Annotated in this window: 11 protein-coding genes; all 11 read left to right on the top strand. The window is 33.1% G+C overall.

What is annotated here, in order from left to right:
• Position 1 precedes the first annotated feature (1 nt).
• The 11 genes from C3E88_RS05605 to C3E88_RS05555 all read left to right on the top strand — a co-directional run bounded on the left by C3E88_RS05605 (position 2) and on the right by C3E88_RS05555 (position 14,121).
• Positions 2 to 4,288, top strand: a complete 4,287-nt coding sequence (locus C3E88_RS05605; RefSeq protein WP_236909184.1) for a PolC-type DNA polymerase III — start codon at positions 2 to 4, stop codon at positions 4,286 to 4,288.
• A 162-nt stretch (positions 4,289 to 4,450) separates the two neighbouring features.
• A complete protein-coding gene (gene rimP / locus C3E88_RS05600) occupies positions 4,451 to 4,915 on the top strand; it encodes a ribosome maturation factor RimP (protein ID WP_236909183.1) in 465 nt (154 codons plus the stop codon).
• 15 nt (positions 4,916 to 4,930) lie between these two features.
• Positions 4,931 to 5,980: a transcription termination factor NusA gene (nusA, locus tag C3E88_RS05595; protein WP_236909182.1), complete on the top strand. Its 1,050-nt coding sequence runs from the start codon at positions 4,931 to 4,933 to the stop codon at positions 5,978 to 5,980.
• An 18-nt stretch (positions 5,981 to 5,998) separates the two neighbouring features.
• Positions 5,999 to 6,268 carry an RNase P modulator RnpM gene (gene rnpM / locus C3E88_RS05590; RefSeq protein WP_236909181.1) on the top strand — a complete coding sequence of 90 codons (270 nt, stop codon included), beginning with the start codon at positions 5,999 to 6,001 and terminating at the stop codon, positions 6,266 to 6,268.
• A 44-nt stretch (positions 6,269 to 6,312) separates the two neighbouring features.
• Positions 6,313 to 8,331 carry a translation initiation factor IF-2 gene (infB, locus tag C3E88_RS05585; protein WP_236909180.1) on the top strand — a complete coding sequence of 673 codons (2,019 nt, stop codon included), beginning with the start codon at positions 6,313 to 6,315 and terminating at the stop codon, positions 8,329 to 8,331.
• 15 nt (positions 8,332 to 8,346) lie between these two features.
• Positions 8,347 to 8,724, top strand: coding sequence for a 30S ribosome-binding factor RbfA (gene rbfA, locus C3E88_RS05580; protein WP_272878448.1), 378 nt, complete (start codon positions 8,347 to 8,349; stop codon positions 8,722 to 8,724).
• Positions 8,717 to 9,691: a DHH family phosphoesterase gene (locus C3E88_RS05575; RefSeq protein WP_236909179.1), complete on the top strand. Its 975-nt coding sequence runs from the start codon at positions 8,717 to 8,719 to the stop codon at positions 9,689 to 9,691. Before rbfA ends, C3E88_RS05575 begins: the two co-directional genes overlap by 8 nt.
• Before the next feature lie 4 nt (positions 9,692 to 9,695).
• On the top strand, positions 9,696 to 10,589 hold the full coding sequence (truB, locus tag C3E88_RS05570) for a tRNA pseudouridine(55) synthase TruB (protein ID WP_236909178.1): 894 nt from the start codon (positions 9,696 to 9,698) through the stop codon (positions 10,587 to 10,589).
• Positions 10,590 to 10,599: 10 nt separating this feature from the next.
• Complete coding sequence (locus tag C3E88_RS05565; protein ID WP_236909177.1) at positions 10,600 to 11,520, top strand: bifunctional riboflavin kinase/FAD synthetase; 921 nt, start codon at positions 10,600 to 10,602, stop codon at positions 11,518 to 11,520.
• A 128-nt stretch (positions 11,521 to 11,648) separates the two neighbouring features.
• Positions 11,649 to 11,912, top strand: coding sequence for a 30S ribosomal protein S15 (gene rpsO / locus C3E88_RS05560; RefSeq protein WP_272878453.1), 264 nt, complete (start codon positions 11,649 to 11,651; stop codon positions 11,910 to 11,912).
• Positions 11,913 to 12,009: 97 nt separating this feature from the next.
• Complete coding sequence (locus C3E88_RS05555; protein ID WP_236909175.1) at positions 12,010 to 14,121, top strand: polyribonucleotide nucleotidyltransferase; 2,112 nt, start codon at positions 12,010 to 12,012, stop codon at positions 14,119 to 14,121.
• The last annotated feature ends 72 nt before the right edge of the window (positions 14,122 to 14,193 follow it).

Raw genomic sequence — 14,193 nt, 5'->3', positions numbered from 1 at the left:
TATGAAACAACAAAAAACTCAAAACCTACAACTATCACAACTATTGGCAAGAAATAATATATCAATAGATTACGAGATAGATTCTTTATTTATCAAAAATGTTAAGGTTTATATGAGCACTTATACTATTGAGGTAATATTATGCTCAAATAAAATTGTTAGTGAGAAAGTTTTAGATAATATAGAAAATGTGTTGAAATCTAGATTTGATGAATTTAATTTATTACTGATGATAGAATATGAGATTGACAGTAGCATTGAAAACATTATGGATGTATATTGGGAAAATATTTTATATTTTATTGAAAAAGAGATTCCTTCAAGTAGTTCTTGGATTGAAGAATTGGATTTTCATATTATAGATAATTCTATTGTGATCCATGTAACTAATAGGGTTATTAATTATGCGTTGGAAAATAACAAGATTCCATTAAAAATCAAAAAGAAATTAATGGATGAATTTAAAATAGATTTAGATGTAATATTGGACAATTCAAAGATTTTAGAAAATGGTGATGAGATAATTAAGAAGACTATAGAAGAAGAAAAGATAATCTCTTTAGAAACCATAAAAAATATTAAAAATGATACAGAAAAGAAAAAAAACAATAAAACATTGGTTACCAGTGGAGACTACGTATTTGGCAAGAAGATCCGTGAGGAACCTATGAAAATAAAGGATATTACAACTGAGACGGGGACAGCTGTAATTGTTGGTGAAATATTCCACCTAGAAACTAGAGATATTAGAGGTAATAGGAAATTAGTAACCTTTAACATTACAGACTTAACGGATTCTATGACTATTAAGGTGTTTTTAACGGAAAAACAATTTGATGAGTTTATTGCAAATGTTAAGGAAGATTTATATGTAAAGGTGGAAGGAGATATAATATTTGATAATTTCTCCAAACATCTTGTTTTAATGCTAAAATCATTAAACTTATTGGAAAAAGAAGAAAGAATGGATACTTTTGAGAAGAAGCGTGTTGAACTCCATCTACATACTCAAATGAGCTCCATGGATGGTATAACTAGCTTCAAAAAACTAGCTAAAAGGGCTAAAAAATGGGGTCATAAAGCTATAGCAATTACGGACCACGGTGTAGTACAAGGATTCCCTGAAGCTATGGAAGCGGGTGCAGAATTAGGGCTTAAAATTATATATGGGGTAGAGGGATACTTAATCAACGACAACAAACCAATTATAACTAATTATAACGAAGATGAAGTTTATAATACCTATGTAGTATTTGATATTGAGACCACAGGCCTATCCCCTACTAATGACAGAATAACGGAAATTGGAGCAGTAAAAATAAAAGATGGTAATATTATAGATGAGTATAGTCAACTAATTAACCCAGAAAGGCCAATTCCAAATAATATAGTAAAACTTACTGGCATTACCGATGAAATGGTTGCTAACAAACCCAAGATAGAAGAAGTTTTACCAGATTTTAAAAAGTTTATCCAAGATTCAGTATTGGTAGCCCACAATGCTTCTTTTGATATAGGTTTCTTAAGAGAAGGTTTCTTAAGACTTGAAAAATCTTTAGAAAATCCAATCATTGACACATTAGAACTTACTAGAGCCTTATTTCCTCAACTGAAAAGGCATAGACTTGATGTAGTTGCAAAACATCTAAATGTAAGCTTAGTCAACCATCACAGAGCTGTGGATGACGCAAAAGCCACTGCAGAGATTTTTCTTAAGTGTATGGCTATGTTAGATGAGAATAATATTGATGATTTTTGTCAAATAAACAAACTGTCGGCTAATAAGGATATTTCCAAAGAGAGACCCTATCACATAATTATACTAGCAAAAAATCAGGAAGGATTAAAAAATCTATATAAACTTATTTCTAAATCACATTTAAACTTTTTTTATAGAAGACCCCGAATACCTAAATCCTTATTATCTGAGTACAGGGAAGGTCTAATAATTGGAAGTGCATGTGAAGCTGGAGAACTATATAGTGCAATCCTTAAAAACAAAGATTTTAATGAAATAAAGAACATTGTAAGTTTCTACGATTATTTAGAAATACAGCCTATAGGCAATAATATGCACTTGTTAAGAAATGGGCTTGTCAAAAACGAAGATGAATTAAGGGAAATTAATCAACGAATTGTAGAGTTAGGTGATAAATTTAATAAGCCGGTGGTAGCTACTGGTGATGTACATTTTTTAGATCCAGAAGACGAAATATATAGAAGAATATTAATGACAGGGCAAGGCTATTCCGATGCAGATTTTCAACCACCACTATTTTTAAAAACTACAGATGAAATGTTAGAGGAATTTGATTACCTAGGGAAGAAAAAAGCAGAGGAAGTGGTAATAAAGAATTCTAATATACTAGCTGATGAAATAGAAGATATCAAGCCAATTCCAGATGGTACCTACCCACCAATTATTGAAGGAGCAGATGAGGAATTAAAGGAAATAACCTATAAAAGGGCTGTAGAAATATACGGCGATCCTTTACCAGATATTGTTAAGAAAAGACTAGATAGAGAACTGAACTCCATAATAGACAATGGATATGCTGTAATGTATATAATTGCACAAAAACTGGTATGGAAGTCGATGGAGGATGGATATCTTGTTGGTTCTAGGGGATCTGTCGGTTCATCTTTTGTAGCAACTATGAGTGGTATCACTGAAGTAAACCCTCTTGTTCCACATTATGTATGTTCAAAATGTAAATATAGCGAATTTATTGAAGATGGGTCTATAGGCTCTGGTATAGACCTACCAGATAAGGAGTGTCCAAAATGCGGCACTAAACTAAACAAGGATGGTCATGACATTCCTTTTGAAGTTTTTCTGGGGTTTGAAGGAGATAAAGAGCCGGATATAGATTTAAACTTTGCTGGAGAATATCAGCCCAATGCCCATAAGTATACAGAAGAATTATTTGGTGAAGGATATGTTTTTAGGGCAGGGACTATTGGTACTATTGCTGAAAAAACAGCCTATGGGTTTGTAAAGAAGTACCACGAACAAAAGGGCATAAGCGTTCACCCAGCGGAGATCAATAGATTAGTTGCAGGTTGTACTGGTATAAAACGGACTTCGGGACAACATCCAGGTGGTGTTATGATCGTACCAAAATATAAAGACATATATGATTTTACGCCAATTCAGTATCCAGCCGATGATAAGAAGTCAGGAGTAATAACCACTCATTTCGATTACAATTCTATCAGTGGTAGAATACTTAAATTGGATATATTAGGCCATGATGTTCCGACGATAATTAGGATGCTAGAAGATATTACAGGAGTAGAGCCGAAGGATATCCCATTAGATGATGAAGAAACTATGAAATTATTTACTAGTACTGAACCATTAGGTATCGAACCCAAAACAATAAACACTGAAGTTGGTACTTTGGGCATTCCTGAGTTTGGTACTAGGTTTGTTAGACAAATGCTTGTTGACACTCAACCAAGTACATTTTCAGAATTAGTTAGAATTAGCGGTCTGTCCCATGGAACAGATGTATGGTTAAATAATGCCCAAAATCTTGTAAGAAATGGTACAGCTTCTTTAAGCCAGGTTATTTCTACTAGGGACGACATCATGTTATATTTAATCTATTCAGGACTAGATAAGAAAACATCTTTTAAGATAATGGAGAAAGTAAGAAAGGGAAGAGGATTATCTGAAGAAGAAGAGGATTATATGAGGTCCTCCAATGTACCAGAGTGGTATATTGATTCCTGCAAAAAGATAAAGTATATGTTTCCTAAAGCCCATGCAGCTGCTTATGTAATGATGTCTTTTAGAATTGCTTATTTTAAGGTTCATTATCCGGAAGCATTTTATGCAACTTACTTTACTACGAAAGCTCAAGATTTTGATGCTCACTTGGTTTTACAGGGAAAAGGTGTTGTTGATGATAGGATTAAAGAATTAGAGAGTACTTACAATGAATTAACTGCCAAGGAGAGAAATCAATTGACTGTATTAGAAGTGGTTCAAGAAATGTATGCTAGAGAACTAAATTTTGAAAAAGTTCATCTATATAATTCTCATAGCGATAAATTTTTGATTGGTGACAAGGGAATTTTACCGCCTCTTAAAAGCTTAGAAGGCGTTGGCGAAACAGTTGCTAGAAAGATTGTTGAAGAACGTAATATAGCAGAGTTCTTATCTATAGAAGATTTAGTGACCAGAGCAAAGGTGAGTAAACCAGCTTTAGAAGCTTTGAGAGAACATGGATGTCTATCTAATTTACCTGAAAGCAATCAAATTAGCCTTTTTAATATTTGATTTTTTCTAACTATATGATATAATTGTAGTGATAACAACAACAGGTTAATTGTACTTAAGAGAGTGGGCCATCCCACTCTTAATTTGTTTGATTAGCCCATATAATAGGTATATTTATAAATACCATTACAAAAAATAGATATAATTTGCGGAGGTGATACTTTGAATAGAAGGAATATTATCAAACTTATCGGAGAGCATTGCGAGCCTATAGTAGAAGATTTAGGATATGACTTGGTAGATATAGAATTTGTAAAAGAAAATGGGGAACAATTTTTAAGGTTTTTCATAGGTAAAGCTGAAGGGATAACTATTGATGACTGTCAAAAGGTTAGCGAAGTGCTAGGAAATAAATTAGATGAATTAGATCCTATACAGGATAGCTATTATTTAGAGGTTTCATCTCCAGGACTAGATAGACCTTTAAAAACAGATAAAGATTTAAATAGAAACATTGGAAAAGATATAGAGATAAGCTTATATAGAAATATAGATGGTAAGAAGAAATATTCTGGTCAGTTAATAGGTTTTAGCCAAGAAGATATTACTATCAAGGAAGAGAACCAAGAAGAAAGGGCAATTCAAAGAGATGCTATCTCAAATATTAAATTATCGGTTAAATTTTAAGGGAGGGTTAAGTTAATGAATGCAGAGTTTATTGAAGCCCTTGAAGAGATAGAAGAAGAAAAGGGAATATCAAAAGAGGTAATCTTCGAAGCTTTAGAATCTGCACTTATTTCTAGCTATAAGAAAAACTTTGGATCATCGCAAAATGTAGAAGTTGAAATAGACAAAAACTTTGGATCAGTTAAAGTATATGCAAAGAAAGCAGTAGTCGAAGATGTGGAAGATGATCTAATGGAGATAAATGTAGAAGAAGCTAAAGAAATTGATGAAAAGTATCAGTTAGGAGATGTAGTAAACATAGAAATAACACCAAAAAATTTTGGAAGGATAGCAGCACAAACGGCTAAGCAGGTAGTAATACAAAGGATAAAGGACGCAGAAAGAGATGTAATATATGATGAGTTTATTAATAGAGAAAATGAGATAATAACTGGTATGATACAGAGGATAAGCAAAAATAATGTCTATATAGATCTAGGTAAAACTGAAGGCATATTGCCACCAACAGAACAAATAGAAGGAGAAGTATATAAGCAAGGTGACAGGCTAAAGCTATATATATTAGAAGTTAAAAAGACCACAAAAGGGCCGCAGATTATTCTCTCTAGATCTCATCCTGGGCTGGTTAAAAGACTATTCGAACTAGAAGTGCCAGAGATACATGAAGGCGTGGTAGATGTATATGCAATATCTAGAGAAGCAGGTTCACGAACTAAGATTGCCGTTTTTTCAAAGGATCCGAATGTAGATCCGGTTGGGGCATGCGTTGGATTTAAAGGAAGTAGGGTAAAAGCTATTGTTGATGAATTAAGTGGTGAAAAAATCGACATTATAATCTGGAGTAAAAACATTGAGGAATTTATTGCGAATAGTTTAAGTCCTTCTAAGGTAATAAAAGTTGAAGCAAACGAGAAGGAAAAATCTGCACTAGTTGTAGTACCAGATTATCAATTATCACTAGCTATTGGTAAGGAAGGTCAAAATGCAAGATTAGCTGCAAAGCTTACCAATTGGAAAATAGATATAAAAAGTGAAAGTCAATATGAAGAAGGATTGATTTCATAGAGATAGTGAGGTGATAATTTGAAAAAAAAGAAAATACCCATGAGAAGATGTATAGCTTGTGACCAAAACAGACCTAAAAAGGAGCTAATTAGAATTGTTAAGGACAGAGATGGTCACATAGAGGTGGATTTGACAGGTAAGATGAATGGTAGGGGAGCATATATTTGTTCAGATGAAGATTGCTTAGCAAGGGTAATAAAGAATAAAAGACTTGCTAGAACACTGGAAATAGATATACCAGATGAAATATATAACAAATTAAAGGATGCAATAATTGATTCTAAATAAAGCAATATCAATCATCACCTGTAAAAACATTGGGGGTGTATAGTTTGACAAAAATTAGAGTATATGAGTTGGCAAAAGAACTTAAAATAACTAGTAAGGAACTAATGGATATAATGAATGAGATGGGATTAGATGTTAATAGTCATATGACTACAATAGAAAATAGTGAGGCAGAAACCGTTAAAGAACTTTTTATAGGAGAAATGCAAAAAGAAGACGAGATAAAAAATAATGGAAAGGAAAAAGCTAAAAAAGAAGACAAGATGAAAATGGATAACAAAAATGAAATCAAGGAAAATATAAATGGAGAAGTAGAAAAAACAACAATAGAAATAGAAGATACAATAGTAGTTAAGGATTTGGCTGATCAAATGGGCATAAGTTCAGCAGAATTGATAACTAAATTAATAGGTTTGGGAGTAATGGCTAGTCAAAATCAATCTATAGATTTTGATACAGCGAGTATTATAGGAGAAGAATTTGGATTTGAGGTTGTTAAATTCGAACCATTAGAGGAAGAGGATGAATTTGACTTAGATTATGAAGATGATCCTGAAGATTTGAAACCTAGGCCACCGGTAGTTACAGTTATGGGCCATGTAGATCATGGTAAAACATCATTACTAGATGCTATTAGAAAAACCCATGTTACTAAGCAAGAAGCTGGAGGGATAACACAACATATTGGTGCCTCTATTGTTAACGTTAAAGGAGAAAAAATAGTATTCTTAGATACTCCTGGTCATGAGGCCTTTACCTCTATGAGAGCTAGGGGCACTCAAGTTACAGATATAGCTGTACTTGTTGTTGCAGCAGATGATGGTGTTATGCCACAAACAGTGGAAGCAATTAATCATGCTAAGGCTGCCAACGTACCTATTATTGTAGCAATAAACAAAATAGATAAACCAGATGCCAATATAGATAGAATAAGACAAGAATTAGTAGAATATGGGTTAGTAGCAGAAGAATGGGGTGGAGATACGGTTAATGTACCTGTTTCTGCATTGAGAAAAGAAGGTATTGATGATCTGTTAGAAATGATATTGCTTGTAGCAGAAATGCAAGAACTGATGGCTAATCCTGATAGAAAGGCAGTAGGCACAGTCGTTGAAGCTCAATTAGATAAGGGAAGAGGGCCAGTAGCAACAGTATTAGTTCAAAAAGGAACTCTAAGAGTAGGGGATATGGTAGTTTGTGGAAGTGCAAGTGGTAGGATAAGAGCCATGTTTGATGATAAAGGTAAAAATGTAAAAAAAGCAGGTCCTTCTATTCCTGTAATGATTTTGGGTTTGTCTGAAGTACCTCTATCTGGGGACGTTCTCTATGCGGTAGAAGACGAGAAAACTGCGAGAACCTATGCAGAGAGGAAAAAGGAGCTAGATAGGGAGGAACAACTAAAATCTACACAAAAAGTGTCTTTAGACGATCTATTTGAAAAAATACAATTAGGAGAAATAAAAGAGTTAAATATTATTATAAAAACTGATGTGAGAGGGACTATAGATGCAATTAGGCAATCTCTTGAAAAGTTGGAAAACGAAGAGGTAAAAGTTAATATCATCCATGGAGGAGTTGGAGGCATTACGGAAACTGATATTATGTTAGCAGCTGCATCCAATGCAATAATTATTGGATTTAATGTAAGACCAACGCTAAATGCTCTAGATATAGCCAAAGAAGAGAAAGTTGATGTTAGAACTTATAGAGTTATATATGATGCTATTGCTGATATTGAAGCTGCTATTAAGGGTATGTTAGAACCAAAATATGTAGAACAAGTTATAGGGAGAGCTCAGGTTAGAGCCACATTTAAAGTTCCAAATGCTGGTACTGTAGCTGGTATCTATGTTCAAGATGGAAAAATCACTAGAAATAGTAATATACGACTATTAAGGGATGATATTGTAATATTTGAAGGCAGTGTATCATCATTAAAAAGATTTAAAGATGATGTAAGGGAAGTGTTAACTGGTTATGAAGGCGGTTTAGGCCTTGAAAACTATAATGATATAAAAGAGGGAGATGTTTTAGAAGCATATATATTGAAAGAAGTAGAATAGTAAGGAGTGCATTCCATGGATATAAAAAGGATTAATAGGATATCTGAAGAAGTTAGAAAGACCGTATCAGAATTGCTTACAACGGAAATTAAGGATCCACGCATAAATCCTATGATTACCGTAACAAAGGTTGAAGTTACTAGAGATTTAAGTTTTGCAAATATATATGTATCTGTATTAGGAGATGAAAAAAATAAGGAAGATACATTAGAGGGTTTAGAAAGTGCTAAAGGATTCATTCGGAAGGAAATTGGAAATAGAGTAGATTTAAGGTACGTGCCAGAGCCTATATTTCATCTAGATGAATCTATTGAACGGGGAATATACATGTCAAAATTAATCGATAAAGTAAATAAGGAAGACAAAGAGAAGAGGAGAAATTCCGATGACTAATTCCTTTAAAAGTTCAATAAATGAAGTAATTGATGTTATTCGAAAATCTAAGAATATATACATTGCTTCCCATGTACAACCAGATGGTGATAATATAGGCTCTACATTAGCTTTAGGGATGGCCTTAAGAAAGATAGATAAAGATGTTAAAGTTATCAAGGTAGATGACATTCCTAAAAATTATTGGTTTTTACCAAATATAGAAATGATTAGGGAATACGATATTGAGGAGAATATTGATACATTTATCGCTTTAGACAGTAGTGACCTAGAAAGGCTAGGTATAGGTAAACAATTTGCCCTACAGGCTAAAAATATTATCAATATAGACCATCATATTTCTAATAATAACTATGGTCATATTAATATAGTATCTCCTTCAGCTGGTGCTACAGGAGAAATAATCTATGAATTGATTAAGGACGCTGGAATACCTATAGATAAGGATATTGCAACTTGTTTATATACAGCTATAAGCACGGATACTGGAAGTTTTATGTATAGCAATACCACATATTCAACCCATTTAATTGCTGCAGATTTAATCAAAACTGGAATTGATATAAACCATATTAATATCAACTTATATCAAAGTAGGAGCCTTGAGAGAACAAACTTATTTATAGATTCTTTAAACAGCTTGGAGTTATTTTTAGATGGAAAAGTAGGTATTGTTTCTGTAACCCAACAAATGCTCAAATCTAATAATGCAAGTTTAGAGGATACAGAAGGTATAGTATCTTTTATTCGAGATATAGATTCTATAGAAATTGCATGTCTATTAAAGGAAATGAAGAATGATGAAATTAAAGTTAGCTTGAGAAGTAAAAAGATGATAGATGTTTCAGAAGTGTGTGTTAAGTTTGATGGTGGTGGACATAAAAGAGCTGCTGGTTGCACTATTTACGGAACAATAAATGAGGCAAAAGATTCTATTCTTGATGAAATAATAAATTCTTTTAGGTGATCATATGGACGGTATAATAAATATTTTCAAACCAAAAGGATTAACTTCCCATGATGTAGTAAACATAATGAGAAAAATTACAGGGATAAGAAAAATTGGACATACAGGGACCTTAGATCCTAGTGCAGCCGGAGTTCTTCCCCTATGTATTGGAAGAGCTACTAGGATCAGTGAATATTTACTTGATATGGATAAAGAATATGTTGGAGAATTAAGTTTGGGTACTGCCACAGATACCCTAGATAGCGATGGTATGATAACAAACCATTCTTCAAAAAAGGTTAGTAAAGAAGAGATATGCAATGCTTTTAATGGATTTCAAGGTAGGATACTTCAGGAGCCACCTATGTATTCTGCACTAAAGTATAGTGGGAAAAAACTGTATGAGTTAGCTAGAGAGGGTAAAGTTGTTAAAAGAGCATGTAGAGAGGTTTTTATATACGATATCAAAATATTAGCAAATATTGGGAATAGAAGTGTAATCTTCTACACTAAATGTTCAAGGGGAACATACATAAGAACTTTATGTGATGATATAGGGAAGGTTTTAGGTACTTATGGGCATATGTCTTACCTAATGAGAGTGGGCGTGGGGGATTTTAAAATAGAGGATAGCTATAGCCTTGACTATTTAAAAAACCTAGATGAAAAGGAGTTAGAGACGTTGATTCTCCCAATGGATAAAGCTTTAACTCATATGGATAAGGTAGTGGTGGAGGATAAGTATTATAATAAATTGAAAAACGGTGCCTTAGTTCCATTATTTAAAAACATGACTAGGGAATACGATAAAAATTCGTTATTAAGAATATATTCTAAGGATACATTTATTGGGATAGGTAGGGTTATTAGGAAGGATAATATATATTATATAAAGATGTGTAAAGTTCTAATATAAGGTGATGAATATGGAGATTATAGATTTAAATATTGATGAAAAGTCTAACTATAAAACAGCAGTTGCCTTAGGAAATTTCGATGGGATCCATTTTGGGCACAAATATTTAATAGAAGATACTGTAAAAAAAGCCAAGCATAAGAAATTAAAGCCTGGGGTCCTATTATTTAGGAATCACACTAAAACCATATTAAATAACGATCGGGATAGTATTCCTATCCTTACTTCAAATGAGCAAAAATTAAAAATATTAGAAGAACTTGGCGTGGAAGTTGTCTATATCATAGATTTCGATGAGAGTCTGATGAAGTTATCTAGTGAAGAATTTGTAGAAAATATAATAATTGGAAAATTAAATGCTAAACTGATTACGGTTGGATTTGATTATAGATTTGGATATAAAGCAATGGGAAACAGTGAATACTTAAAGGAATTAGGGAAAAAAGAGGGATTTGAAACCAATATTGTTATGCCTATTACTATTGAAGATCAAATTGTTAGTAGCACCATAATACGAAATCTATTAATGAAAGGACAGGTAGAAAAGGCAAACAAATTCTTAGGGCGATATTATACTATTTTAGGCCATGTAGTCGAAGGAAGCAGTAGGGGAACAAAACTAGGATATCCTACAGCAAATATTAGACTAGACGACAACTACGTGATACCTAAAATAGGGGTATATAAAACCATAACCATAGTAGATAGCAAACAGTACTTAAGCTTAACTAATATTGGGTACAATCCTACATTTAATGAAAATAAATTAAAAATAGAAAATCATATTTTGAACTTTAATAAAAATATATATGGACAATTGATTGAGGTATTATTTGTTAATTTTATTCGAGATGATATAAAATTTAATTCTGCTAAAGAATTAATTGATCAAATAAAAAGTGATATATATTATATAAAAGCTCATCAATGAGGTTTACAATTGAATATATATATGATAATATTATTTTGGTAGTGTTACCTTTGGCTATGTTTATCGTTTCCTCGGCGATTTACTTAGCTATTGGTGAATTTATAATAGAGGAGGTAAAATAGATGACAATGACTAAGGAACAAAAAGCTCAAATTATCGAAGAGTACAAATTGCATGAAAATGATACTGGATCACCAGAAGTACAAGTTGCAATTTTAACCTACAGAATCAACTCATTAACTAATCATCTTAAGACCCATAAGAAAGACCATCATTCAAGAAGGGGTTTATTTAAAATGATAGGTCAAAGAAGAGGTCTTTTGAATTACTTGCAGAAAAATGATATTGAAAGATATCGTGCTTTAATTGAAAAACTTGGAATTAGAGGTTAATAAGAGCGGGGACATTCCCGCTCTATTGATTTATTTAGTGTTTTAATATGATTAATAGGTTATAATAATAGTAATTATCTTATGAAGGAGTGAGAAAATGGAAAAGCAGTTTCAATACAACTTAGCAGGTAGACCTCTAACTGTAACTATTGGAAAAGTTGCTGAACAAGCTAATGGAGCATGCTTGCTACAATATGGAGATACCGTAGTGTTGGTTACGGCTACTGCATCTAAAGAACCAAGGGAAGGAATAGACTTTTTCCCACTAAGCGTAGATTTTGAAGAAAAGCTATATTCTGTTGGTAAAATACCAGGTGGATTTATAAAGAGAGAAGGCAAACCTAGTGATAAGGCTATACTAACTTCACGATTAATAGATAGACCTATTCGTCCTCTTTTCCCTGAAGGATATAGAAATGATGTACAAGTTATAGCAACTGTCTTATCTGTGGATCAAGATTGTACACCTGATATTGTGGCTATGATTGGTTCTTCCATAGCTTTATCTATATCTGACATACCATTTAATGGACCAACAGCCTCGGTATTGGTAGGCTTAATTGATGAAAGATTAGTAATCAATCCTACTGCTGAGGAAAGAGATCGATCAGATATGCATTTAGTTGTTTCTGGAACTAAAGATGCAATAATGATGGTTGAAGCAGGGGCAAATGAATTACCTGAATCAGTTATGTTGGAGGGTATTTTGTATGCTCATGAAGAAATCAAAAAATTATGTAAATTTATAGAGTCTATTCAATTGGAAGTGGGCAAAGAAAAGCAAGAATATCAAGTGTTTAAACCAGAGGAAGAAATAGAAGACAAAGTTAGGGCATTTGCGTCTGAAAAACTTGTTTCAGCTATACAAACAGTAGAAAAACAGGAAAGAGAAGAAAATATAGAGGAAGTTAAAGAAGAAACAGTAAATAAGTTTATAGAAGAATATCCTGAAAATGAAAAGGACATATATGAAGTTCTAGATGAAATTATAAAAGAAGAGGTAAGGCGATTAATATTAGAAGAAGGGATAAGGCCAGATAATAGAAAAGTTGGTGAGATACGACCTATAAGCTGTGAAGTAGGGATGCTTCCAAGAACCCATGGCTCAGGATTATTTAAGAGAGGTCAAACTCAGGTGCTTACTGTTGCTACCTTAGGTGCTTCTAGCGATGTACAAATAATAGATGGAATTAGCGAGGAAGAATCAAAACGGTATATGCACCATTACAATTTCCCGCCTTATAGTGTAGGAGATACAAGGATGTTAAGAGGTCCAGGAAGACGAGAAGTAGGCCATGGTGCATTAGCTGAAAGGGCTTTAGAGCCGGTAATCCCAGGAGAGGAAGAATTTCCTTATACTATAAGATTAGTATCAGAAGTACTGAGTTCAAACGGTTCAAGTTCTCAAGCTAGCGTTTGTGGTAGTACATTGGCCCTCTTAGATGCAGGAGTACCTATAAAAGCTCCTGTAGCAGGTATTGCTATGGGATTAATAAAATCCGATGAAAAAGTAGTTATTTTGACAGACATACAGGGATTAGAAGACCATCTGGGAGATATGGATTTTAAAGTTGCTGGAACTAGAGAAGGTATTACTGCAATTCAAATGGATATAAAAATATCTGGCATCGATAGACCCGTATTAGAGGAAGCGTTATCGAAAGCTAAAGAAGCTAGATTTTTTATTTTAGATAAAATGAACGAGGTAATTTCTAAGCCAAGGGAAGAATTATCACCTTATGCTCCAAGGATATTTACTATGCAGGTTCATCCTGATAAGATAAGGGATATCATTGGCCCTGGTGGCAAGATGATCAACAAGATAATTGATGAAACAGGGGTTAAAATTGACATAGATGATGATGGTAAGGTTTCTATTGCTGCTGATGATGTCAAAAATGGAGAAAAAGCCATTGAATTAATTAATAGAGTTATCAAGGATGTGGAGGTAGGGGAAATCTATCTAGGTCAGGTAGTAAGAACGGTGCCCTTTGGCGCTTTTGTTGAAATACTAAATGGCAAAGAAGGTCTTGTTCATATTTCCAACATAGCTCATGAGAGGATAAATAAAGTAGAAGATGTGTTAAATGTTGGGGATGAAGTACTGGTTAAGGTAATAGATATCGATAATCAAGGTAGAATCAATCTATCTAGGAAAGCTACTTTACCTAAGGAAAATAAAAAATCGGATAATGAAAGTAGGAAATAAATGCATGAACCAAAAACAGGTTCATGTTTTTATTTTATTAAATTAAATATATTTTTTATTCCTCTGAATATA

The sequence above is a fragment of the Clostridium sp. Cult3 genome (genome assembly GCF_021655115.1).
Lineage (GTDB): Bacteria > Bacillota > Clostridia > Tissierellales > Tepidimicrobiaceae > PPXY01.
The sequence above is the reverse complement of the archived record's forward strand: the minus strand, read 5'-3'. Positions and strand labels throughout refer to the sequence as shown.

Bases quoted from the DNA above. Each gene is read 5' to 3' on its own strand.
- C3E88_RS05605 (WP_236909184.1), top strand. From the start codon at position 2: ATGAAACAACAAAAAACTCAAAACCTACAACTATCACAACTATTGGCA.
- truB (WP_236909178.1), top strand. From the start codon at position 9,696: ATGGACGGTATAATAAATATTTTCAAACCAAAAGGATTAACTTCCCAT.
- rbfA (WP_272878448.1), top strand. From the start codon at position 8,347: ATGGATATAAAAAGGATTAATAGGATATCTGAAGAAGTTAGAAAGACC.
- C3E88_RS05555 (WP_236909175.1), top strand. From the start codon at position 12,010: ATGGAAAAGCAGTTTCAATACAACTTAGCAGGTAGACCTCTAACTGTA.
- nusA (WP_236909182.1), top strand. From the start codon at position 4,931: ATGAATGCAGAGTTTATTGAAGCCCTTGAAGAGATAGAAGAAGAAAAG.
- rpsO (WP_272878453.1), top strand. From the start codon at position 11,649: ATGACTAAGGAACAAAAAGCTCAAATTATCGAAGAGTACAAATTGCAT.
- C3E88_RS05565 (WP_236909177.1), top strand. From the start codon at position 10,600: ATGGAGATTATAGATTTAAATATTGATGAAAAGTCTAACTATAAAACA.
- C3E88_RS05575 (WP_236909179.1), top strand. From the start codon at position 8,717: ATGACTAATTCCTTTAAAAGTTCAATAAATGAAGTAATTGATGTTATT.